The sequence below is a fragment of the Paenibacillus sp. PDC88 genome, from assembly GCF_900106725.1.
Lineage (GTDB): Bacteria > Bacillota > Bacilli > Paenibacillales > Paenibacillaceae > Paenibacillus > Paenibacillus shunpengii.
Genome location: NZ_FNNT01000014.1, coordinates 1 through 21,455, shown reverse-complemented (window position 1 = coordinate 21,455; position 21,455 = coordinate 1). Strand labels below are relative to the sequence as shown.

Below are 21,455 nucleotides of genomic sequence, written 5' to 3'. Positions count from 1 at the left end.
TATTTGTACAACAATCAATTCGTTTTTATACTATAAATGGAAAAAATGAAGCCTATGTCAGTAATCTTACTGCATAAACTTCTTTACAGAATCCTCGAAGACCATTATAAATTCTCGGCACCTTTGATTCTTTTGATACGAGACCAAATACAGTAGGTCCGCTTCCGGACATAAGAACACCATCCGCTCCGAGCTTCAACATGGCTTCCTTCAATTGTCCTACCTCTGGATGCAGCTTCACTGTCACATCCTCTAATACATTACCTAGTTCCTTACAAACCCCTGCAAAAGACTGATTGCGAATCGCATCTTCCATTCTTTTGGCGGATGGATGCTTTTGGATCTGATCGCTGCGTACACGACCATATACCTCTGCAGTAGAGACGTTAATCGGCGGCTTTGCCAGCACGACCCAGCATTGCGGCGGATTCGGAAGCTGATGCAGCTGTTCTCCTCTTCCTGTAGCTAGTGCGGTACCTCCGGTAATACAAAAAGGTACATCCGAGCCTAATTCTGCACCCAGGAGCCTCAGCTCTTCATCTGATATACCGAGACCCCACAGCTTATTCAAGCCCCGCAGGGTTGCCGCAGCATCACTGCTGCCGCCTGCAAGACCGGCAGCAACGGGTATCTTCTTATCGAGATGAATGTACACACCTTTCTTAACGTCATATCTCTCCTTCACCAGCTTGGCAGCCTGGAAGGCCAGGTTCTTCTCATCCAGGGGGATATATCCCGCCTGGCTTGATATCATAATCGTATCCCGCTTGATTTCAGACATTTCAATCCGATCGGCAAGATCAACCATGGTCATAATCATTTCTACTTCATGATAACCATCGCTTCTTTTATGTAATACATCCAACATCAAATTAATTTTCGCAGGAGCTTTTTCATAAATTTTCAAGGCGACTCACCCACCCTCAGCTATTCCCTCAAGACAACTTAACATATTATATCAAAAGCAGACTGTCAAGTCATATTCTTCCCTTCACAAATAAGGCTGTTAGAATACGAATATATAAAAAGCCCCCTGCTGTATCCCAGGGGACCCTCCTAATTATCCTTGATTCTTACGTGCTGCCTGCTCTGCAAGCTGTATAGCCCTCTTCACCATATTGCCTGCATCCTTGGCTTTGATTCCGCCCCAGCCTTCTTGCTGAACAGTATCATAAAAGCCCAGGTCCTTGGCCAGCTCATACTTGAGCTCTTCTGACATTACACTGCGTCTTCTGCGGCTCATCAGATTTCCTCCTTATATTAGGGGACTCATAATTTCATGTTTCGAACGTTAGTATGTGTCTGGCAGGCATAAAGTATGCGCATCTGCTTAAAGCGTAGACATAGTTTTTCCCTTTATTTTACTTATTCACTTACCAAATTCATTCTATACTTGAGCTCTTCCTTCTCCCAATCGATTAATTCCCATGGAACTTCCTTTACGCCAGGCAGCTCTAATTTCCAATTCATATCATCGACTGTTTTATCGGTTGTAACCCGCTTCAGGGTCACTTCCTCTGGCAGCTCTGACATCCCTCTCATAATGAATTTGAAACCGGACAATTCTTTCGTGTCCATATCCATGGCTCCTCTATATTCAACCTGATACTCCTGCCCATTCTTATCGGTCATTACCCACTTATCTTTAGCAAAGTTGTTCTTGAGTTCAGCCGTCAGACTAAGTATGCCTACCTTTTCATCTTCTCCTCCGGGGTCATCCGACACGGTCATGCTGGTAAATGTGAACTGATCTCCTTGATCTTTAAACACCGCCGGCTTGGACAGGAGAGCTCTCGGTCTAAAGGTTATTTCTCCCTTGGTAGAAGCAAGCTGAGAGTATCCTTTGAAATGAAATACGAATGGCTTGTCAACCATGTCCTGTTCTGCATTAAAGTAGAGGCTCCAATGGAGTTCCTTGTCGTCTCTATAACGAATCGTCATTCGGTTATCATCATCATTAAAGTAAACATATCTCTCATAGTTGTCTCCAGCTGTCACATTGGCTAGGTCAAAATATAGAAGCGTCTCCTCATCCCCAGAATAAAGCGGATTCTCCTCACTTACATCGGCACTCGCTTGCTCCGTCACAAAATCTATCCTGTATCCGTTCGGGGTACGAGTGAGCTGCTCTGCTCTCACCTTTGTCCCATCAGGCATTTGATAAGATTCATGAAGTTCAGTAATGACAGCTTGCTGCATCGCTTTCCTCATATCGATATCAAACTCAAAGCTCCAGTCTCCTTCGAGAAAGATCGGCTCGCCATTTGCGTCTGAGGCCTGCAGCTTGTTAAGTGTGCTGGTGATCTGTATGGTGTCCGAAATATTGCTCGTGTCCAGCGGGATCCTAACGAATTTATATTCGTTCATTCCCCTGCTCTTGTTGTTATCCACGATGCCAATATCCTTTCCTTCCGAGTTCGTTACCCTAAAGTAATCCTCCATATTCATTTCCCATCCGAGATGAGGCGAGTAATTTACATCTTTATCTTTAGTGATTTCCAGTGCTATTAAAATCTGTGTGGCATCAGCCAAAACCTCTTCTACACTCACTGTAATACCGTTGCTCTCTGCCTCAATTTTTGGATAGTGCGCCAACTCTCCGTATTTCTTGAAAATACCATAACCTACAAGCTCCATAGGCGTTGCCCACCAAGAATCAGGCTGCTCTTGTTTAATCCCCAGCTGTTGCTGAACTAAAGGCTGCTGCAGAGCAAAATATGAACCCCATGCCAAAATCACTATTACAGCTGCTGCTGAAACCCATTTCTTAATGTTTGTACGTCTAAACCAAGTCATGTTCTTCTCCTCTATCGAACCAGCCGGCTCTACTTCAACATCTTCTAATGCATTCATTATATTGGTGGTGAACTCTTCGCTTGCGCGAGCTGAATACAGCCTGCTGTTCCAATCCTGTTGTTCATGCAGGATCGACTCATATAATGTGCTGCAATGCTCACAGCGGCTAAGATGTTCTTTGTCTGTTAGCGTTAATCCGCGAATCACCTTATCTTCCATTTGATGAGGCTTCAAGCAGCTCATAATCCCTCACCTCCTCAGTCAATGCCTTTTTCATCCGTTTCTTCGCCCGGTGGAGCCTGTTTCTCACTTGATGTGAGCTGAGCCCTGTAATGTTGGCTATTTCCTCATAACTCAGCTCGTTTGTATACCTCAATAGAATGACTAAGCGTTCCTCATCTTTAAGCACCTGCAGGAGGGCATGCACTTCAGAGATCATTTCACTTTGGAGCATCACGTTCTCCGGAGTATTTAACGCTTCTTTATGAGCTATGTATTCCTGAGGCAGCCAGGTCTTCTGTCTCCGACGTGCATCAATTGCTTGATTAACTGCAATCTTATACAGCCAAGCACTAAAGCTGCTATCCAATCTGTGGCTTGCCAGCTTGCGGTAAGCTCTAATAAAGGTCTCCTGGACAAGATCCTCTGCGTCCTCCCTTGGAATCCCCATTCCTTGTATAAAGCAAAATATTCGATGCTTGTAGCGGTTTACGATCACGCTGTATAGCTGCTTATTTCCATTAAGGATATCTGCGATGATTTGCTGTTCTTCTATGCTGTGTGTGTCCTCCATAACACCCTCCTTAAGCCGTACTTATCCCTCGCCCTTAATAAGACGGTGCTGGCAGCTAATCCTCTCACTTGGACAATAAAAAAAACGGCCTCGTCCTTAATGGACGAGAGCCGCCTTGAGAAATCAAGCTTACACTTCGTTGTACGATATTTCGCTGACCACTTGCTCAGGATCATATACTGAAACCTGTACTGCTTCAGTCAATATATCGGCGTAACTGTAAGACACCCGTTTAAACGTTTGCTGTTCTTGATCTAGCTTCACAATAAAAACAGAAGGGTACGTTTCTTCCAATACACCAGTACGCTCAATTGTCTTACGGCGTCCACCGTTTGCACGAAGTAGAATCTTCTGGCCAACATGAGCGTCGAGACTGCGTTTGATATCCAATAGCGAATTTTTAGCCATGGCTAACGACCACCTCTTTCCTTGTCCATTATACAAGGGGTTTCAGAGTTTGTCAAATCATCAATTATATCAGCATCAAAAATGTGTTGTCAACGAATATTTTAGCAACGTTATTGCTTTAATTCGCCACCATATTTTTTGGATCGAATTCGCTACCCTTCTCTTGGTAAATAGCTCATTTCACCCTTGTTATATGAAGCAAAAAAAGACCCCTTTAAATTAAGGAGTCCTTGTGACACAAATATTTCTTCTATAAGCTTCAGATCGCCGCTGGTGTGACCTTAAGAGTGGACAAATCCTGAAGGGGAGGTAAGCCTATCCGATAGCTCCCTCTGGACTCAAGCCCGCCGACACCGTCACTGCCGCTAATCGTGTGATGGATAATATCATTAATGTTAATGGTATCCTTTACGGAAGTGAACGCCGCCTTCGCTGCCACATATACAGGATCAAGCGCATGTATTAATACCCGGCTGGGGCTGCTGGCAAAATTCGCACCTGCACGGATCAGTGCTTCAAAATGAGACTGACACGCACCTGCAACGATCGTCAGCGCATCCAAATGCCATTCATATTGTCTCGCTACCTGAACAGCTGTAATGAAGTTTGATGAATTCTTATAATGATTGATGTTATACAGATCATAGGGCTGTCTGCCCTTTAGTACTCCGTCATGCCCCGTAATAACGACTATATCAGGACGTGAGCGCGGCAGGAGCCGATATAGTGTATCTGCCATGGAAGCTTCATGTACATAATGGCCTTCTGCGGGTACACGCAGTCTTTCATACAATGCCATGCTTTTCTTAAGATAATTAGGATCTCCATCCAGATGGAGCACCTTGCCAGGCATTTCAAAAAAAGAAGGAGACTCTGTCTGTGTGTTCTTGCTCCACTCATCAACTAACCCCGCCTGGTTACGCTGTGCTTGCTCCAGACGATGCTTCTGCAATAGCGAGTAAGATTCGTTTGCTTTAATATGTGCCAGCCGGGTCTTGTTCGTCTCTGGCTCATACGGCACTCTGATCAGATCATTCAGCGGAGAATCCGCAAGGAGCCTGAATTCAGTTCCTTTAATGACTGCTTTATCCTTCTCGAGGCCCTCCACTCGGAACGTGACATCTCCCCCATACGATTTCCGAACGACCAAGTCTCCTATATTCATCAACGTTATCACCTCTAACCCTATGTTATGGGCGAGGCAGGGCTTTGGTTCATCTCTTTTTTCGTAATTTGCGGAGTACAAGGCTCTTCAGCGTCTTAACCTTTAATCCCTGCTTCCAGCAAGACATCGCTTAGACGGGCGTACTCTTCAATACTGAGTGTCTCTCCTCGTCTCGCAGGTTCAATCTCAGCTGCCTCCAGCAGGGGCTCCAGCTGATCTCTGTTTTCTTTGGTAAAGAAACGGCTCTTCAGATTATTTGCGATGGTCTTCCGTCTTTGTGCAAATGAAGCATGAATCACCTCGAAGAAAAACTTCTCATCCTTCACTTCAACCGGAGGCTTCTCTCTTACCTTTAACTTAATAACGGCAGATTCAACATTAGGCTGCGGGATAAAAACCGTATGAGGAACGATACAAACCAATTCAGGCTCGCTGTAATATTGCACCGCGATGCTGAGCGTCCCATAATCCTTTGTTCCTGGAGAAGCAGCCATTCGTTCTGCAACTTCCTTCTGAATCATGACAACGATGCTGTCGAGCGGGAGCTTCTCCTCCAGCAGTCTCATCAAGATCGGTGTCGTTACATAGTAAGGCAAATTAGCAACGACGCTGACCTTATCCATGCCTGCAAAATTTTTTGCAAATAATTCAGGAAGATCTGTTTTAAGAACGTCTCCATGATGTACATATATATTAGAGTAAGGTTCCAGCACTTCGGTGAGGATCGGTATCAAGCGTTGGTCTATTTCGACCGCAGTTACCGTCCCTGCACGCTGTGCAAGCTTCTCTGTTAGAGCACCGATTCCCGGTCCGATCTCAAGTGCACCTTTATGTTCATCCAGATCAGCAGCATCCACAATTTTATGGAGTATATTTTGATCGATCAGAAAATTTTGTCCCAGGCTTTTTTTGAAAGAAAAACCGTGTTTCGCTATGATCTCTTTCGTTCGTCTTGGCGTTGCAATCTCATCTATATTTTTCACGTTCTCATGATCCCTCACGTTCTATTTGCTCTAGTGCTCGTACAAATTCCTCACGACTTATCTGAAACATCGTCAGCCGCTTATGCAGCTGCTTGCCATTACAATATCCTATGCCCAGAATGTTACCCAGCATCATACGCCGATTTGCGGCGTCCTTATGGACGATGAGTCCGGCTTCAATCAGATCTTGCCAGTCTATGAGCGGCTTAGCTCCATCATAGGTTGTATGCACCTTGGACAGTGCTGCGCGGATAGAGTCAGGAGATGCATTCTCCACACCAATATCACCTTTGCGGGTCGCATCCTGCTCCTTAATGAAGGCATGCTTCACGCCGGGAATCTTGTTCGATATTATTTTGCGAATTCGCTCGCCTGCATGATCAGGGTCCGTAAAGACGATAACACCTCTTCTTTGCTGAGCAAGCTCAATTTTCTTAAGTATACGGGCGTTTATAGCAGAACCGCCGGTTTCAATTGTATCTGCATTCACTGCACGCTTGATGGCTACGGTATCATCCCTGCCTTCAACGACAATGATTTCTTTAATCATGACCACATGACTTCCTTTCTAAACAAAAAGAGAAGAGGAAAAACTCCTCTTCTGCATGTAAGAGGCAAACGATAGACTTGCTGTCTAAACTTTCGTTCACCTTATATAGCATCACCTAATCTTGATGTTAATACTATAACATCAGGGACGCATTGTAAAATATATTTTAATTCAGTTCCGGCTTCACCGGACCGATAACGTATACTGTTTTACCTTTTTTGCGACCAAAATTGAGTGCCTGCTCCAAGCTGTCATAATACACATCAATTTTGTTGCCTTTGATTGCGCCGCCTGTATCTTCGGCACGACGGAATCCTACGCCTTCAATGTATACCCACCATCCGAGAGGGATCACATCAGGGTCAACTGCAATGGTACGCCCTTCCTGTACACGCGTGCCGGAAGCCGTCTTCGTACCAATGCCCTCTTGTTCTGAGGAATAGGCCGTCATAGATACATTGCTTAGCACTTTTTTGGCCTTGAATGTAACTCCGTCCTTCGTGACAGAATCGCTGTCACTTGAAGCAGATACCTTCTTCACTTTATCAGCCAGATTTGCTGACGATTTCGAAGAGGATGCATTAGAAGCTTTAGAAGCAGTTGCAGTTGCAGCTTCAGCTTCACTTGCAGAGGCAACCACGGTTTCCTGAACTGGCTCAGGCTTCTTCTTCGTTCCTACGGCAATGACCTTGTCGACACGGTTTGTTTGAACCTTCTTGCCCGTCATTTTCTTGGACACCAATTCGCCATCCTGGAAGGTCTTCTCGATCGTCTGGACGATCACGCCTTCCTTACCGCTCTGAATGACCCGGTTATCGCCCTTGTACAAGCTTGGGTCAGCCGTCTTGATCACCTTGAACGGAATCGAAGCTTCTTGTGACGCTGTTTGCTTAGTCACCCGGACTACTCGAATATTAAGATCTGCCTTCACCGCAGTGTCAGCAGCAGGATATACTTTATCATCTTCTGATACTTCGATGCTATGAGCAGCAAGTGCTTCCTTAACGGTATCCTGTGTTGTATAAACTTGCTCTGTCTCACCGTCTGCCGTTACGTTAATCGCTACGGCCCGGTTAATTGTTACTCGATCCCCATCTTCAATCTCATCACTCAAAGACATCGATACTTCGTCATGTGGACTGACTGCGATTGAATGCTCATCCAGCACTTCACTAAGCATTCCTTCACGTGTTTCCAAGGTTTGAACCTTGCCGTCCACGACAATTGAGATTTCTTTGCCTCCCTGACCATACACAATGAGTGAGATCATGACTAACAGTGCGATTGAGAAGATTGCGACTAGTGTGATCTGACGCAGATTCTCATGCTTCCATCGCAACGCGAAAGACTTGCTGGATGATGGTGACTCATGGGTCTCCTCTAGTTGGAAATTTCCCACTTCCTCCGTCCTCCTTCATAGTCCCGCCGTCAAGAGTATTGCATGATTGTATTTGACGCGACTATACCGATTTGTCTACAAAACCGGAGAAACTCCCGTCCGATTCTGCATCATGTGCCACTCTTCGCAGCATGATGTCACCTCCTGTTAACCAACAGTATGACGACAATGTAACTTTTATTCTCCTAAAACAAAGAAGCCAAAAAAGAGTTTAAGAGGAACTCTTTCGTGGCTCCGATAAGTTCAAATGAGAATATCGGAAACATCATGCACGAGTTTTGCCTCTTCAATACGCTTACGGAGTTAGCTGTCGGGTTCGGGCGTAAGAGTCGCCCCCGCTCAGATCCAGGCTGCTCATGGCAGCTGTCCTTTACGTTCACCCCAAGACTCAAGTGTTGAAATCAAATACAGTGGTCAGAGCAAGAGAGACAACTCTCTTAATTCCATCTTCTGACTAGCAGCAGACCACTATATCGGTTCCCCCGTTCTTTGTTAAATTACAAAAGATTCAGCGAGAATGACTCATGAAGTGAATTCAAAGTGGTAAATCAACTCAATGTAAAATGGACTTTACCAACAATCAACAATTCACTGAAACGATGATATCCTGTTTCGATACATGTTGTAAAGCAGTATTCAACTATGTTTTTCTAAATAATTGGTTAAAAATTTGTAATAATCAGCGAAAAAGTCTTACAAAAAGTTTAATCGCTCCGTTTTACTCACTTTTTCGCCTATTTTCCTCTGTCTTTTAACGAATGTCAAATCGTTCCAGTGCATTTGCGGTCGTAATCTCTGCCAATTCCTCCACAGAAATCCCCTTCAGCTCGGCTGCCATTTCTGCTACCAAGGCCACATGAGCTGACTCATTTCTCTTGCCGCGGAATGGATGTGGAGTCAAGTATGGAGCATCCGTTTCGATCAAGAGCCGGTCAAGCGGTACCTTTGCAAGCACCTCTTTGGGCTGCTTCGCGTTCTTGAACGTAATCGGCCCTCCGAAGGAGATATGAAAGCCCATATCCAGCGCCATTTTTGCAGTTTCCCAGCTGCCTGAGAAGGAATGCATCACTCCGCCCACTTCATGCGCCTTCTCTTCACGCAGAATTCGAATAATATCTTCATGCGCATCCCGGTTATGAATCACAATCGGCATAGCGATCTCTCTAGCCAGTCCGATTTGTTTGCGCAGCACCTCATGCTGAACCTCTTTGGGAGAAGTATCCCAATGATAATCCAAGCCAATTTCACCGATTGCAACAACCTTCTCATGTTTACATAATGATGCAATCCATTCTAAATCTCCATCCTTCATCGTGATGGCATCGACAGGGTGCCAGCCTACTGCCGCATAGATAAAATCATAGGTTTCAGCAAGTTTCATCGTAGTAGGAATCGTTTCCCGATTAAATCCTATATTAATCATTCGGGTAACCCCCTTTTCGACAGCGCGCTGAATCACTTCCTCGCGGTCAGCGTCGAACTCAGGTGCATCCAAATGGGTATGTGTGTCGAATAACATCATATATTCTTACTCCTTTCAATGCTGTATCTTGTCTCACATTACTTAAACATGCCGGCAATTTCCGGTGGAAGCTTGGGCAGTGCATTCATCAGCTTCTCCTGTGGGAAGTATAAATGATAATTCCCTTTTTGCATGCCGCTAATGGAGCGAACAATCTCGGATACTTCGGATATATCTCTTTGTCTTTCCTGCTTGTCTAGAATAATGATCTGTCTCTTGCTCCCCGCAATATCAGGTCGGAACACATCATACGGCAGATCGGTAGGAAAATCAATTTCAAGGTCATAGGCTGGATTCAAGCCTGCCTTGAGAAATGCATCTTCAATCCGCTTTATATCCTTCTGCTCAATATAATCCACTTCCACATACTTATAGAGCTTACGGTCCAGGAACCGGGTACAAAGCTCACTCAGAATCGGATCCTTCTCATATGTCCATTCATTAAAGGCAGCCTGAATCGTGGATTCATCGATACGAAGATAGTCTGTGACCGATACATCCCCCTTAATCAGATGAAGGAGAGGTCTGAGCATGAAGTCAAATATGTACCCTTCTGCTACAAGTTCCTTGGCTCTTCTAAAGATTTGACGCAGGACAATTTCGGAGCTTCGAGTGACCGGGTGAAAATACACCTGCCAATACATCTGATATCTCGACATTAAATAATCCTCTACGGCATGCATTCCTGAATCTTTAACGACAACTCTCCCCTGGTAAGGACGCAGCATTCGAAGTATGCGGTCAAGGTCAATAGTTCCATAATTCACTCCGGTATAATAGGCATCTCGCAGTAAGTAATCCATTCGATCGGCATCAAGCGGACTAGAAACCAGATTAACAACTATAGGCTTGTCATACGTCTTGGCAATAACCGAAGCGACCTTTTGGGCAAAATCAGGACCTACGGTACCCAGTATCCGCCCTACTTCTGTATCTCCCAGTATGATTTTACAGGTCCATTCTTCATGATCCATATCAAACGCCTCTTCAATGGAGTGAGAAAATGGGCCATGTCCAACATCATGCAGCAGAGCTGCGCATAGAGCGACAAGCTTCTCTTCTTTTGGCCAATCGGGATATTCATTCCGTTCAAACTGCGATATGATCTTCCTTGTAATTTCATACACACCTAAAGAATGAGAGAAACGGCTGTGTTCTGCTCCATGAAAAGTCAAATATGTAGTCCCCAATTGTCGAATTCGGCGAAGACGCTGAAATTCAGGGGTATTGATAAGCTGCCATATGATCGGATCCTGAACGTGCACATAGTTATGAACAGGGTCTTTGAATACTTTCTCTTCGCTAAGCTTTTGTTCCATCGATAATCAGCTCCTTTTTCAACCTAATTTCTTATAACAAAATTCAATTGTGTGCAACTAAAGTCGGATTTCGACTTTTTCCATACAAATCACTTCATATATTCGACATTATACGACAAAGTTTGTCGAATGATGATGCAGTTTTGATTTCCAAATCGACACGCGTTATAATAATAGATAGATACTAGAAAATCATCGTTAATACCAGTACTCATTCCCTTTCTTCATACAATGTTAACTTAATTCTTCATTTTCAATGTTGACTGATTTGGGAATGGTTGGTATGATGATTAGCATAAAAGATAAAATAATGTCGAATCATGACAGTAATAAGCGATGGCGAGAGGAGTTAGTATAAAATGATGAAATCTACAGGTATTGTAAGAAAAGTTGATGAACTGGGCCGGGTTGTTATTCCTATCGAACTGCGCCGTACACTCGGTATTGGTGAAAAAGATGCTCTTGAAATCTACGTAGACGGTGAGCGCATCATGCTTAAGAAATATGAGCCTGCTTGTATTTTCTGCGGCAACGCTGAGAACGTAACTTACTTCAAAGGTAAAATTGTTTGTCACGAATGTATTTCTGAAATTCCGGCACCTGTGACAAATTAAGTAAAATAGGTTATAATCAATTTTGGATAGAGAAAAGCATACTTTCAATCAGTAATCATTACGATTCCTTTAATATAGATGCTCGCTTTTCTTAAGAATATATAATTGTTATTTCTAACCTTTTTCATATCTCCTTAGACACCTTCCTCGTCAGATCCAATCTGCCGAAGAAGGTGTTTTTTCTTTGTAATCCGCATGAGGTCTATTGTCCCTCTTTTAATAAAGCATTATATACATCCCTTTTGGATAGCTCGCGGTCTGCAGCCGTACTCTTCATCGCATCCTTGCGAGAGAGGCCTTCCTTCTCATAGTGCTCCACATGCGCTGTAAGACTTAAATGCTGCCACCACTCGTTCTGCAGCTCTTTCTCTTCGTCCTGACTTCTTCCCTCTACAATCAAACAATATTCTCCTAGGGGCGGATGCTCCTCAAGCCACTCTATACACTCCTGTAGATTCCCTCGCACATATTCCTCGTGACGCTTGGTCAGCTCTCTGGCGAGCACTGCTCTTCGGTTACCCCATAACTCCTGCATGACGGTCAACGTTTTTTGTACCCGATGCGGCGACTCATAAAACAGCAGGGTGCCCTGCGATGCGCCAAAACTTTTCAGAATAGCCGTAATGTCCTTTTTCTCACGGGGAAGAAATCCGACAAAGGTAAATCTCTCGGTTCCAAGACCAGACGCAATTAGTCCGGACAGAGCAGCATTCGCTCCTGGCACCGTCACCACGGGAATGTCTGCATGAATGGCAAGACGGACCAGGTTTGAACCAGGGTCAGAAATAGCTGGCATACCAGCATCGCTGACGAGGGCTAAATTTTTTCCTTCTATTATATATCGAATTAATTCAGGTCCACTGGCTTCCTTGTTATGCTCATGATAACTAAACAACAGCTCAGGGCTAATCTCATAATGAGTTAATAGCTTACGGGTTTGTCTTGTGTCTTCCGCGGCAATGATATCACATGACTTCAAGGTGTTTACCGCCCGATATGTGATATCTTCCAAATTACCGATGGGCGTACCTACAAGATACAATGTACCTGTCCCTTCTTTTTGTTCAAAGCTCTTCTGTACTTGAATACTCATTGCTAACTCCTCTCCAGTTCCACGTTTCATGGATCCTGCTTCTATCCAATCCAGCGCTAGTCATGTACTCGGATAGTAAATATCCATAATTTCTTTGCAGTATTCCCCATTTTCGTTATACACGATCAGCGGCGGCAGCATTCTGACATCCGGTTTGCCATCTCTTAAAGCCTCAATGAGCACCATATTCGCTTCTTTATCGATTCGTGGATGAACCATGCGAATTCGTTTCGGCTCCAACCGATATTTACGCATTAAGGTGATGATCTCACCGATTCTCTGGGGTTTGTGTACCATGGATACTTTTCCGCCTGTACGTACTAAATGCATACAAGCCTTCAGCACCTCCTCCAAAGTACAATGGATCTCATGCCTGGCGATCGCCTGATGCTCATTCAGTGTAATATCACTGCCGTTTAACGGCATATAGGGTGGATTAACAGTAATGGCATCATAGACTCCATAACCTGTAATGCCAGAGAGTGCTCTCAGGTCCCCTTCCCGAATCATGATCTGGTCTCCGAGCTCATTCAGCATGACACTTCGTCTGGCCATATCGGCAATTCTAGGCTGAATCTCAATTCCTTCGATCGATGCTTCTGTTCTTGTGGACACGAGGAGTGGAATGACCCCATTCCCTGTACAGAGATCCAGGACCTTTCCCCGCTTGGGAAGGCCTGCAAATCTGGCCAGCAACACAGCGTCCATTGAGAAGCTGAATACCTCGTCGCTTTGAATAATACGCAAATCATGAGTTAACAGATCATCCAATCGTTCAGATGGCTGTAGCTTAATCTTGTTTATGCTCATTTTGATACCTGCCTGATTTATATTAATGGATATACCCTTGATTGAAGCAACTAAAGGTATTATGAAATGATTCATGTTTGTATTGTTAATAGAAAAGCCGTAGGGTATCCCTACGGCTCGTTACTTATTCAAAAATGACAGACAGAACAAACAATCGCCCTCTGTACGTAAATGCCCATAATAAACGTTACAAATATGGAAACCTTCGTAATACAATCTTGCCAAATTATCGTAACCCTCTCCAACCACCTCTTCGGTAGTCTCGGCTGCGGGCACTAATTGTACAGGATTTTTGGGAGCTGGTGCAGGTGTCTCCGAAGAGGACTCCCGCTTTAGGACCTTGCGCAACTGTTCATTTTCCAGCGTCAAACGTTGATTCTCTTCGAGCAGTTCCTTTACAATCATTTTTAACTCGCCAAGATCATTATGCATTTGTCCCATTTGTGTTTCCATTTCAAGAATGTGCGCAAAAATCGATTTTTTCTCCAAGATCCCACCCCGAAAGCAAACATAATGGTTACTTGATGACGACGTCATCCATAGAAAGCTCTTTTACCTTGTTGATTTCAAACAATTGAACATGTACCTTGCGGTTGCCTGCGTGAATGCCAACAACCTTGCCTTCACCTAACGAGGTTACGACAAGCTTACCGACAGCCGGCAGCTCTTCCTTGACGCTCTCATAATTATCATGCTCAAATTTCAAGCAGCACATAAGTCTGCCGCAAAGTCCGGATATTTTGGTTGGATTCAGGGACAGACTCTGATCCTTGGCCATCTTAATGGATACCGGTTCGAAATCACCCAGCCAAGATGAACAGCAGAGTATCCGTCCGCATGGACCGATCCCTCCCAGCATCTTCGCTTCATCACGAACGCCAATTTGGCGAAGCTCAATCCGTGTCCGAAAAATACTGGCCAAATCTTTAACTAACTCTCTAAAATCGACACGTCCTTCAGCCGTAAAATAAAATATGATTTTATTTCGATCGAATGTGAATTCCACATCGACAAGCTTCATCTTAAGTCCGTGCTCTTTGATTTTATTTAAACAGGTGCCAAATGCGTCTTTTGCAGCAAGCTTGTTCTCTTCCACCACTTTGGCGTCCGAGTCACCTGCAATGCGAATTACCTTCTTCAGAGGTAATACAACGTCAGATTCACCAACAACTTTCTTTCCTATAACGACTTTGCCGTACTCAATCCCTCTCGCTGTCTCTACGATGACGCTAGAATCTTTTTCAATAGGAAGATCGAGGGGATCAAAGTAATAAATTTTGCCCGCTTTCTTAAAACGGACACCGACTACATTATACAAAAAAATTAACCCCCTTGTATGCCAATAAACCTCTATCGAAGCCTGAAGACAGGGCCGCAATCGAGAAGCGTATCATGTTAGGACTGTGCTAGGGTATAGAATGAACGTCCCTGAGATCGAGTCACCTCATACTTGCGCGCTCCACCTCAAGAGGCTAGTCCAATTAGTAGTTGTTCTACACATAGCTGACCATTCACATTATACCGAAGCTTCTTCCTGCATTCTGCAGCCAAGTCCATATAGGACACCCATTGTTCGGTTGTACGAGTCATAGCAATGGTAGAGAGTGTATTGAGTTGATCTATAAAAATAACGTTCTCCTGCTTACCGTAAATAACATAAAGCATGTCCTTGAACCATAAGTGAAAGAGTTCAAACATCAGTTCAAGATGTTCAGAAAGCCCTGTCTTGAACAGCTTCTGCTGGGCAGAAATCAGCGCAATATCGCCTCTGGACAGAGATTCTTTCCCTAATTGTAACACTACATTTCTAATTTCTGCAAACCAATTCTGGTCAAGCAAATTCTTGCAAGAATCAAGTCCGGCGCTTAAAAATGAAGCTGTTCTGACGAGCGCGGGAGCATATCCTTCCTTCTGCAGCATCTCTTGAACCAGCTCTGGATTCAATGCCTTAAAGGGGATCTCCTGCGTTCGAGATAAAATCGTAGGAAGCATAGCTCCCTTGTTGCTCGTGATCAGTATTCCTACTGCCGGCACCGGCGGCTCCTCCAGGAACTTCAGCATGCTGTTCGCAGCCTGCACCGTCATTTTATCCGCCTGATCAATAATATAAATCTTAGGATTATTTTTTTCAGACCGATAGGCAAAGATTTTTTGCAAATCGCGAATCTGATCTATTTTGAGGCTTGCGCCTTCAGGCTCTACATAATGGAGGTCTGGATGATTCCCATGCTTCACCTTCCGACACTCCAGACATTCACCGCATGCATCGTCTGCATTTTGAGTGCAAAAAATAGATTGGGCAAATGCTGTTGCCATCTGACGTTGTCCGCTGCCGGATGGACCGCTGAATATATAAGCATGACTGATCGCGTTCTTGCGGAGTCCGCCCTGCAGCATTTGTTTTGCTGTATCTTGCCCCAAAATTTCACGAAATGACATGAGTTCCTCCCCTATAAAAAAGCTGCTGCGGTCTAGAACTTCACTTGTTACACACCAAAAGTCAGCATGAGATATTATATATCATTTAGAAGAGTAGAACCAAAAAGATCATCCATCTTAGCAAAACCTCGAAAGAAGGATATCCTTAGTTCAATCCTCTAATCTTCATTATACCATGACACGCAGCCATTTTAATTTTAGTATTTACAAAAAAACATTTTCCATTTCTTCAGCCAAAAAATCAATCGGCTTATTTAACGCCTGCTCTTATCTACAAAAAAACAAGCGATCGAAATCACTTGTCTTTGGTTACGTCATAAGCTATGAGATTTTAAAAGCTCAAGTTAATCAGCATTCCCCGAATTTCGCCGATTTTTTGCAGAAGCTCTATCTTCCCCTGCTCACTCTGAAGCAGCTCCTCCGCCATAGCAACCAGCGCGGCATCCACTTCATCAAGCAGCAGATACTTCTTACCGCGTCCACGGCGGTCCCAGCCTTTGGTCTGCTTCGTAGCTATGCCTCTTCTTACCGTATCATCTAAGAATCGCTTAACCAGCTGCTTATAGGCCTTGAGCTCTCGTATGGTCATCGATCTCGCTAATCGATCCCCTTGCAGCTGGATTTCATTCAACCGCCGAGTAAGCTCTGCCTGAGAAGCTCGTTCACCCTGCTGCTGCATCATATCCGCAAAACCTTTATTTTGCACAGGCTTCGTATTATTCTCATTCGAATTGATGCCGCTCTGAAGTGGTCTGAATCCTGGATTGATTTTCACAAGATATCCCTGCTTTCTGTTGCCAAAAGACTGCTCTTAAAAATGTTCAAATCGATCAACCGGCAGAACGAACACGGTCGCTCCTCCTACCTGAACCTCTACAGGAAGTGGTAAATAAGAGTCGGTCGTTCCGCTCATTGGTGTAACCGGAGTAACGAGCTGCTCTCTTACCTTACAGCTGCTGCGGATTACGTTCATTACGGATTCAACCTGGCTGTCATCCACCCCGATCATGAATGTGGTGTTCCCTGCTTTCAAAAATCCACCTGTACTCGCCAGCTTCGTCGCCCGGAAGTTCGCTTTGACCAGTGCACTAGATAAACGATTGCTGTCTTTATCCTGAATAATCGCAACAATAAGTTTCATCTTGAAACGCCTCCTCTAAATAATGTCCTGCTCAGCACTAATGCTTCAACCTGCCTTCAACCATGGATCAAGCTTTAGAATAAAGCATAAGTTACTACTCTATTCCAGAGTAGGCCACTCTTGCCCAAAGGCAGCGTAACCTTCAAAGATATGATGAGTCTTCCCCCATCTAAGGGAGTTCGACAAATAATGAAGAATAAAACTTAGTCCATAAGAATCTTAAGCTGCAGTGATAACCCATACTAAGATCCTAAAAATTTGATTCAAAGCGTACCTGAGAGATGTACAGTACTTCTTAAATACTTAATAATTAGACATATACCCTCAAATATCCTCTATTACACACCTTAGCTTCGTAATTAAGCTACAAAATACCTCTTCTTGTGACAAAGAAGCATCAATGATCTGAATTCGATCCGGTTCTTGCTTCGCGAGAATTAGATATCCCTCTCTTACCTTGTCATGGAACGACAGGTTCTCCATATCCAGCCGATTCACTTCACGCCCTTGATTGGCAGCAATTCGAGCTAATCCTTGTTCTGGACTAATATCAAAGTAAAGTGTCAAATCGGGTGACAAATGATCTGTAGCAAATTCATTAATGGAGCGAACCTCCTCCATACCAAGACCTCTGGCATATCCTTGGTAAGCCAAACTGCTGTCGACAAAGCGGTCAGACAAAACCATCACACCCTTTTGAAGAGCGGGAATGACTTTCTCTGCAAGATGTTGCCTGCGGGCAGCTGCATAGAGCAATGCTTCGGTGCGAGCATCCATCGTTGTATGCTCCGGATTTAATATAATGGAGCGGATTTTCTCTGCTATATCAATTCCACCGGGCTCGCGTGTCATTAAGTATGGGATTTTCTTGTCTTCTAGATACGCAGACAGCTTCTTAATCATGGTTGTTTTACCGGAGCCGTCTCCACCTTCAAATGTAATCAATTTTCCTATCGGCAATGTGTATCTCTCCTAAACTACGTTTTCAACTTGATCTATTTGAAATATTCAGTGTTCGCTAGCTTTTTTCTTGTTGTATAACGAGCAGCTGATTTAAACTCGAATCACGCGTTCCTTGACATTTGGCCCCAGCATTGCGAAGTGCAATTAAGCGCTCTTGCATGGCTTCACCAATCAGCTCTCCTGGATACAGGATCGGAATACCAGGCGGATAAGGAATCACCATCTCCGCTGCTCTGCGGCCAGCACATTTGCTGAGTTCAACAGATTCGGTATCTTCTTCCGTTCTGGTTCGCATATCAAAAGGGACGGGACAGGAATAGACATCAGATTGCAAAATGTTCCACGTGGAAACAGGACTGTTGTTTGCTTCTGTGCTGTCTTTATTTCTGGGCTCCTTCTCTAACGATATATGCATGAGTGCACCTAAAAGGTGCATGGCATCCTCTTCTGTAGAGCCCAGGCTAAACAGGAGGACGACGTAACGGTCGTCGCTCATCTCTGGCATGCAGCCGTGAGCTTCAAGCTCTCGCTGCAGCTCGTAACCGCTCAGGTCCCCTGACTTGTCATATACGACAAGTTTAAATGGGTCCTGAGCGGTATAGCCTGCAGCCTCTGTTGTCTGTGGCTGCAGTATACCGTAGCGCGGCATCGACTGTATGCCGCGCTTTGCTGTATCCACGGCAGCGAGGCCAGCCGTGAAAGCCTCTGCGCCGTGCACATGAAGATGCCGGCGCGCCAAGTCAAGCGAAGCCATAAGCGGGTACGAAGGGCTTGAGCTCTGGATCATGGACAAGCGCTGCTTCAGCAGTGTCCGATTGATCCGCTCTCCCTGTACATGCAGCATGGCTCCCATCGTCATCGCCGACAGCATTTTATGCGTGGATTGAACCACACCATCTGCTCCAGCCGACAACGCGGATACCGGGACATCTGGGTGCATTCCATAATGTGCGCCATGTGCTTCATCCACAAGAAGCGGAACGTGGAATTGATGGCATATTGTTGCAATGGATTGGATAGAGAAGCCCATTCCATAATAATTCGGCATCGTAATCAATACAGCCTTTGCTTGCGGATAGGCTTCAAGGGAGGCCCTAACCGTCTCGACCGAAGGAGCTGTAGCTAACCCGGATTGATGATCCATCTCCGGTAACATAAAGACGGCCTGAGCTCCGGCCAGCATTAACCCGTGTAACACCGATTTATGAACGTTCCGCTGAACAAGTATAAGATCACCAGGTTCTGTACATACCGTAAGTAGTAAGGCGATATTTCCTGAAGTGCTGCCTCCGACGAGCCAGTAGCTCTCTTCAGCACCAAAACAATCTGCCGCCAGATGCTGAGCTTCTAAAATGACACCCTCAGGATGATGTAAATCATCTGTTCCTGTTATTTCAGTCACATCAATACTCAGGATGTCTTGCATGAATCGGCTGTATGCATCTGAGTATACTTGTCCATTTTTATGACCTGGAACATGATAGGTTCGTTGTTGAGATGATTTGTATTTCAAAAGTGCTTCATATAAAGGTGCTCTATGCTTATCAAGCTGGTTTCCCATAGATCATAAAACCTTTCCGTCATTATCCTTCTTCCATTGTAAAACATTTTAAAGGTATATCATATCAAACTTACTCTGGACCCATCTATTTAATTTAGAAAAAATAAAAAGGCCTTACTCAGACCTTTAAAAATAAGTTCATAATTATGACTTGTCTATTATACATTATTTTGATGCAGCCAAATCTGCTTTAACTGATGAATAAAAAATGGATACTTGGCGTCCTGCGCGTCAGTGTGTACCATCTCGGTCTCACAATCTGTGCAAATAAACTCAGAGACTATAAAAATGCCTTCCTTCTTACGCTGCTCACAAACAATGCACGTGTGCTCCATTTGTTGTGTTTCCATACGATCCCACCTTCATTCCTTTTGCTATCAGTATGGTACAGTTTCTACTATTTTAAACCTTTTCATAGTGAAACTCTACTTTATTTCCATAACCTATGCTATTCAACCTAATACGTATAGGTGTCTGTACCCAATTATGCGTAACATTTAAATTTTTCCAGACAGCCATCCGATATATAATATATAAATTCGGTCTTTTGATTGCTGTGTAGCTCGTATCAAGAGCCGTTCTCTGCTATGAATAGGAGGTTATGAATGGAATGTCCGCGGTAATCGGAGATCAGGCTACTTATTATCAATATCGTCTTATCCGCAAAATCAATATATCCAGGCCCGCTTTACTTAGTTACTTAAGCTTAACATTCATTATGCTGTTCGCTTGCCTCATCTTCTTTAATTGGTCTGGGATTTTGTATTTTCTGTTGTCCTGTGTAACCATGATATGGATTCATTATTTAGTATCTCGTTCTATCCTTCTTCTTCGTAATCGGCAGCTTCATCGGTGGCACTGGTCCTGGAGAGCTCCCTGGATAGGACTGATTCCTTCCCAACATATTGCTTATCCTCTTTTTAGCCGTATTCATTTACATATGACCTGGATCGGTCTTGTCTTTGTCTTTGTTTTTATCGTCGCTTCTCCTCCCTCATTTGCGATGAGCTTGTTATTTTGGCATGTATGGCTGATGGCGCCGCGTCTCACGTGCCTCCTATGGCTATTCAGACAAAGAAAAGACGGCTATTTAAAAATATCCCATCAAGAAGTTGCCTACTATATTCAATGAATTAGAGCGCATAAGGCTCATTTCTATACATATAAAAAAGACCTTCACACTCGTGAAGGTCTAGTTACTGTCTACGGTCTTAGGTTTAATAATGGAAGGGTCCTGTGTGGGTACCAATACCGTCAGATAGCCATTATGCAGGGATAAATGAACACGGGTGCTATCTTTTACGAAAATGCGAGGGGCAGAGTCCGTGTTGCTCGTATCCTCGGCCGCCGTATCCTCTTTCCAGCCCCACTCTATAATTTCATTAATATATTCTTGAGGTATATCTGTATTCTTCCCTACACCAGGCAGAGTGTATTGTACATAATCCATTTCTGGATTATTCGATGCTCGATCCATTCGATTGGCTTCTTTAGGTACGGGAAAGGTATTAACATTCACTGCACCCTCGTATGAGTCCCACGATGTGCCCTGGCTGCAGGCGGTAAGGATGATAGTGAAGCAGATGATAGCATAGAGACATAGCATTCTGTAACGCAGTCGAAATTCCCCCTTTGTTGCGAAGTGACACGATCTCTATGTTAAAAGAACCCTATTCTATTATAACTTCTCATGTGTTTTAATCCGTAACAAAAATGTTACTACCTATTACATAAACGATTCATCTGTAAAAATAGACAAAATAAAAACCACCGTCGTAATCGACAGTGGTTCTTTGCTTGGCGACGTCCTACTCTCCCAGGACCCTGCGGTCCAAGTACCATCGGCGCTGGAGGGCTTAACGGTCGTGTTCGGGATGGGTACGTGTGGAACCCCTCCGC

At 44.3% G+C, this 21,455-nt stretch carries 23 protein-coding genes, 1 rRNA gene and 1 riboswitch; of the genes, 1 reads left to right on the top strand and 23 read right to left on the bottom strand.

The window, feature by feature from the left end; all coding sequences use genetic code 11:
- Positions 1-52: 52 nt before the first annotated feature.
- The 11 genes from ispE to BLW49_RS25825 all read right to left on the bottom strand — a co-directional run bounded on the left by ispE (position 53) and on the right by BLW49_RS25825 (position 10,935).
- A complete protein-coding gene (gene ispE, locus BLW49_RS25875; protein ID WP_076315655.1) occupies positions 53-907 on the bottom strand; it encodes a 4-(cytidine 5'-diphospho)-2-C-methyl-D-erythritol kinase in 855 nt (284 codons plus the stop codon).
- 153 nt (positions 908-1,060) lie between these two features.
- The gene (locus tag BLW49_RS25870) at positions 1,061-1,243 is read right to left on the bottom strand and encodes a small, acid-soluble spore protein, alpha/beta type (RefSeq protein ID WP_076315656.1); all 183 of its coding nucleotides are present in this window, start codon (positions 1,241-1,243) and stop codon (positions 1,061-1,063) included.
- A gap of 122 nt (positions 1,244-1,365) precedes the next feature.
- Positions 1,366-3,039 carry a DUF4179 domain-containing protein gene (locus BLW49_RS25865; RefSeq protein ID WP_090727840.1) on the bottom strand — a complete coding sequence of 558 codons (1,674 nt, stop codon included), beginning with the start codon at positions 3,037-3,039 and terminating at the stop codon, positions 1,366-1,368.
- Positions 3,005-3,589: an RNA polymerase sigma factor gene (locus BLW49_RS25860; RefSeq protein ID WP_090727838.1), complete on the bottom strand. Its 585-nt coding sequence runs from the start codon at positions 3,587-3,589 to the stop codon at positions 3,005-3,007. Before BLW49_RS25860 ends, BLW49_RS25865 begins: the two co-directional genes overlap by 35 nt.
- Positions 3,590-3,718: 129 nt before the next feature.
- Positions 3,719-3,997 (bottom strand): biofilm formation stimulator Veg, encoded by a 279-nt coding sequence (gene veg / locus BLW49_RS25855; RefSeq protein WP_076315659.1) that lies wholly within the window; start codon positions 3,995-3,997, stop codon positions 3,719-3,721.
- A gap of 259 nt (positions 3,998-4,256) precedes the next feature.
- Positions 4,257-5,162 carry a sporulation peptidase YabG gene (gene yabG / locus BLW49_RS25850; protein ID WP_076315660.1) on the bottom strand — a complete coding sequence of 302 codons (906 nt, stop codon included), beginning with the start codon at positions 5,160-5,162 and terminating at the stop codon, positions 4,257-4,259.
- A gap of 95 nt (positions 5,163-5,257) precedes the next feature.
- Positions 5,258-6,145: a 16S rRNA (adenine(1518)-N(6)/adenine(1519)-N(6))-dimethyltransferase RsmA gene (gene rsmA, locus BLW49_RS25845; protein WP_076315671.1), complete on the bottom strand. Its 888-nt coding sequence runs from the start codon at positions 6,143-6,145 to the stop codon at positions 5,258-5,260.
- A gap of 4 nt (positions 6,146-6,149) precedes the next feature.
- Positions 6,150-6,695: a ribonuclease M5 gene (gene rnmV / locus BLW49_RS25840; protein ID WP_047914170.1), complete on the bottom strand. Its 546-nt coding sequence runs from the start codon at positions 6,693-6,695 to the stop codon at positions 6,150-6,152.
- A gap of 166 nt (positions 6,696-6,861) precedes the next feature.
- Positions 6,862-8,094 carry a ubiquitin-like domain-containing protein gene (locus BLW49_RS25835; protein WP_090727836.1) on the bottom strand — a complete coding sequence of 411 codons (1,233 nt, stop codon included), beginning with the start codon at positions 8,092-8,094 and terminating at the stop codon, positions 6,862-6,864.
- A gap of 277 nt (positions 8,095-8,371) precedes the next feature.
- Positions 8,372-8,618, bottom strand: a riboswitch (cyclic di-AMP (ydaO/yuaA leader).
- Between the two features lie 227 nt (positions 8,619-8,845).
- Complete coding sequence (locus BLW49_RS25830; protein ID WP_177178844.1) at positions 8,846-9,616, bottom strand: TatD family hydrolase; 771 nt, start codon at positions 9,614-9,616, stop codon at positions 8,846-8,848.
- A 38-nt stretch (positions 9,617-9,654) separates the two neighbouring features.
- A complete protein-coding gene (locus BLW49_RS25825) occupies positions 9,655-10,935 on the bottom strand; it encodes an HD domain-containing protein (protein ID WP_090727834.1) in 1,281 nt (426 codons plus the stop codon).
- Between the two features lie 359 nt (positions 10,936-11,294).
- On the opposite strand from BLW49_RS25825, the gene BLW49_RS25820 reads away from it, so the two are divergent.
- Complete coding sequence (locus BLW49_RS25820) at positions 11,295-11,549, top strand: AbrB/MazE/SpoVT family DNA-binding domain-containing protein (protein WP_047914173.1); 255 nt, start codon at positions 11,295-11,297, stop codon at positions 11,547-11,549.
- A gap of 202 nt (positions 11,550-11,751) precedes the next feature.
- Here the strand turns inward: BLW49_RS25820 and rsmI are convergent, their stop codons facing one another.
- The 12 genes from rsmI to rrf form a co-directional block, all read right to left on the bottom strand.
- A complete protein-coding gene (gene rsmI / locus BLW49_RS25815; protein ID WP_090727833.1) occupies positions 11,752-12,642 on the bottom strand; it encodes a 16S rRNA (cytidine(1402)-2'-O)-methyltransferase in 891 nt (296 codons plus the stop codon).
- Between the two features lie 60 nt (positions 12,643-12,702).
- A complete protein-coding gene (locus BLW49_RS25810) occupies positions 12,703-13,452 on the bottom strand; it encodes a tRNA1(Val) (adenine(37)-N6)-methyltransferase (RefSeq protein ID WP_090727831.1) in 750 nt (249 codons plus the stop codon).
- A 120-nt stretch (positions 13,453-13,572) separates the two neighbouring features.
- The gene (gene yabA, locus BLW49_RS25805) at positions 13,573-13,941 is read right to left on the bottom strand and encodes a DNA replication initiation control protein YabA (protein ID WP_047914186.1); all 369 of its coding nucleotides are present in this window, start codon (positions 13,939-13,941) and stop codon (positions 13,573-13,575) included.
- Positions 13,942-13,969: 28 nt separating this feature from the next.
- Complete coding sequence (locus BLW49_RS25800; RefSeq protein WP_047914176.1) at positions 13,970-14,770, bottom strand: PSP1 domain-containing protein; 801 nt, start codon at positions 14,768-14,770, stop codon at positions 13,970-13,972.
- A 146-nt stretch (positions 14,771-14,916) separates the two neighbouring features.
- Positions 14,917-15,891, bottom strand: coding sequence for a DNA polymerase III subunit delta' (holB, locus tag BLW49_RS25795; protein ID WP_090727830.1), 975 nt, complete (start codon positions 15,889-15,891; stop codon positions 14,917-14,919).
- A 331-nt stretch (positions 15,892-16,222) separates the two neighbouring features.
- Positions 16,223-16,666 carry a YaaR family protein gene (locus BLW49_RS25790; protein WP_047914177.1) on the bottom strand — a complete coding sequence of 148 codons (444 nt, stop codon included), beginning with the start codon at positions 16,664-16,666 and terminating at the stop codon, positions 16,223-16,225.
- Positions 16,667-16,702: 36 nt separating this feature from the next.
- Positions 16,703-17,032, bottom strand: a complete 330-nt coding sequence (locus tag BLW49_RS25785) for a cyclic-di-AMP receptor (protein WP_047914178.1) — start codon at positions 17,030-17,032, stop codon at positions 16,703-16,705.
- Between the two features lie 324 nt (positions 17,033-17,356).
- Positions 17,357-17,992 (bottom strand): dTMP kinase, encoded by a 636-nt coding sequence (gene tmk / locus BLW49_RS25780; RefSeq protein ID WP_090727828.1) that lies wholly within the window; start codon positions 17,990-17,992, stop codon positions 17,357-17,359.
- A 58-nt stretch (positions 17,993-18,050) separates the two neighbouring features.
- The gene (locus BLW49_RS25775; RefSeq protein WP_090727827.1) at positions 18,051-19,556 is read right to left on the bottom strand and encodes an aminotransferase class I/II-fold pyridoxal phosphate-dependent enzyme; all 1,506 of its coding nucleotides are present in this window, start codon (positions 19,554-19,556) and stop codon (positions 18,051-18,053) included.
- A 158-nt stretch (positions 19,557-19,714) separates the two neighbouring features.
- Complete coding sequence (locus tag BLW49_RS25770; protein ID WP_047914181.1) at positions 19,715-19,906, bottom strand: sigma factor G inhibitor Gin; 192 nt, start codon at positions 19,904-19,906, stop codon at positions 19,715-19,717.
- An 842-nt stretch (positions 19,907-20,748) separates the two neighbouring features.
- Positions 20,749-21,075: a hypothetical protein gene (locus BLW49_RS25760; RefSeq protein WP_143042164.1), complete on the bottom strand. Its 327-nt coding sequence runs from the start codon at positions 21,073-21,075 to the stop codon at positions 20,749-20,751.
- Between the two features lie 276 nt (positions 21,076-21,351).
- Positions 21,352-21,455, bottom strand: a 5S ribosomal RNA gene (gene rrf / locus BLW49_RS25755); the annotation flags it as partial.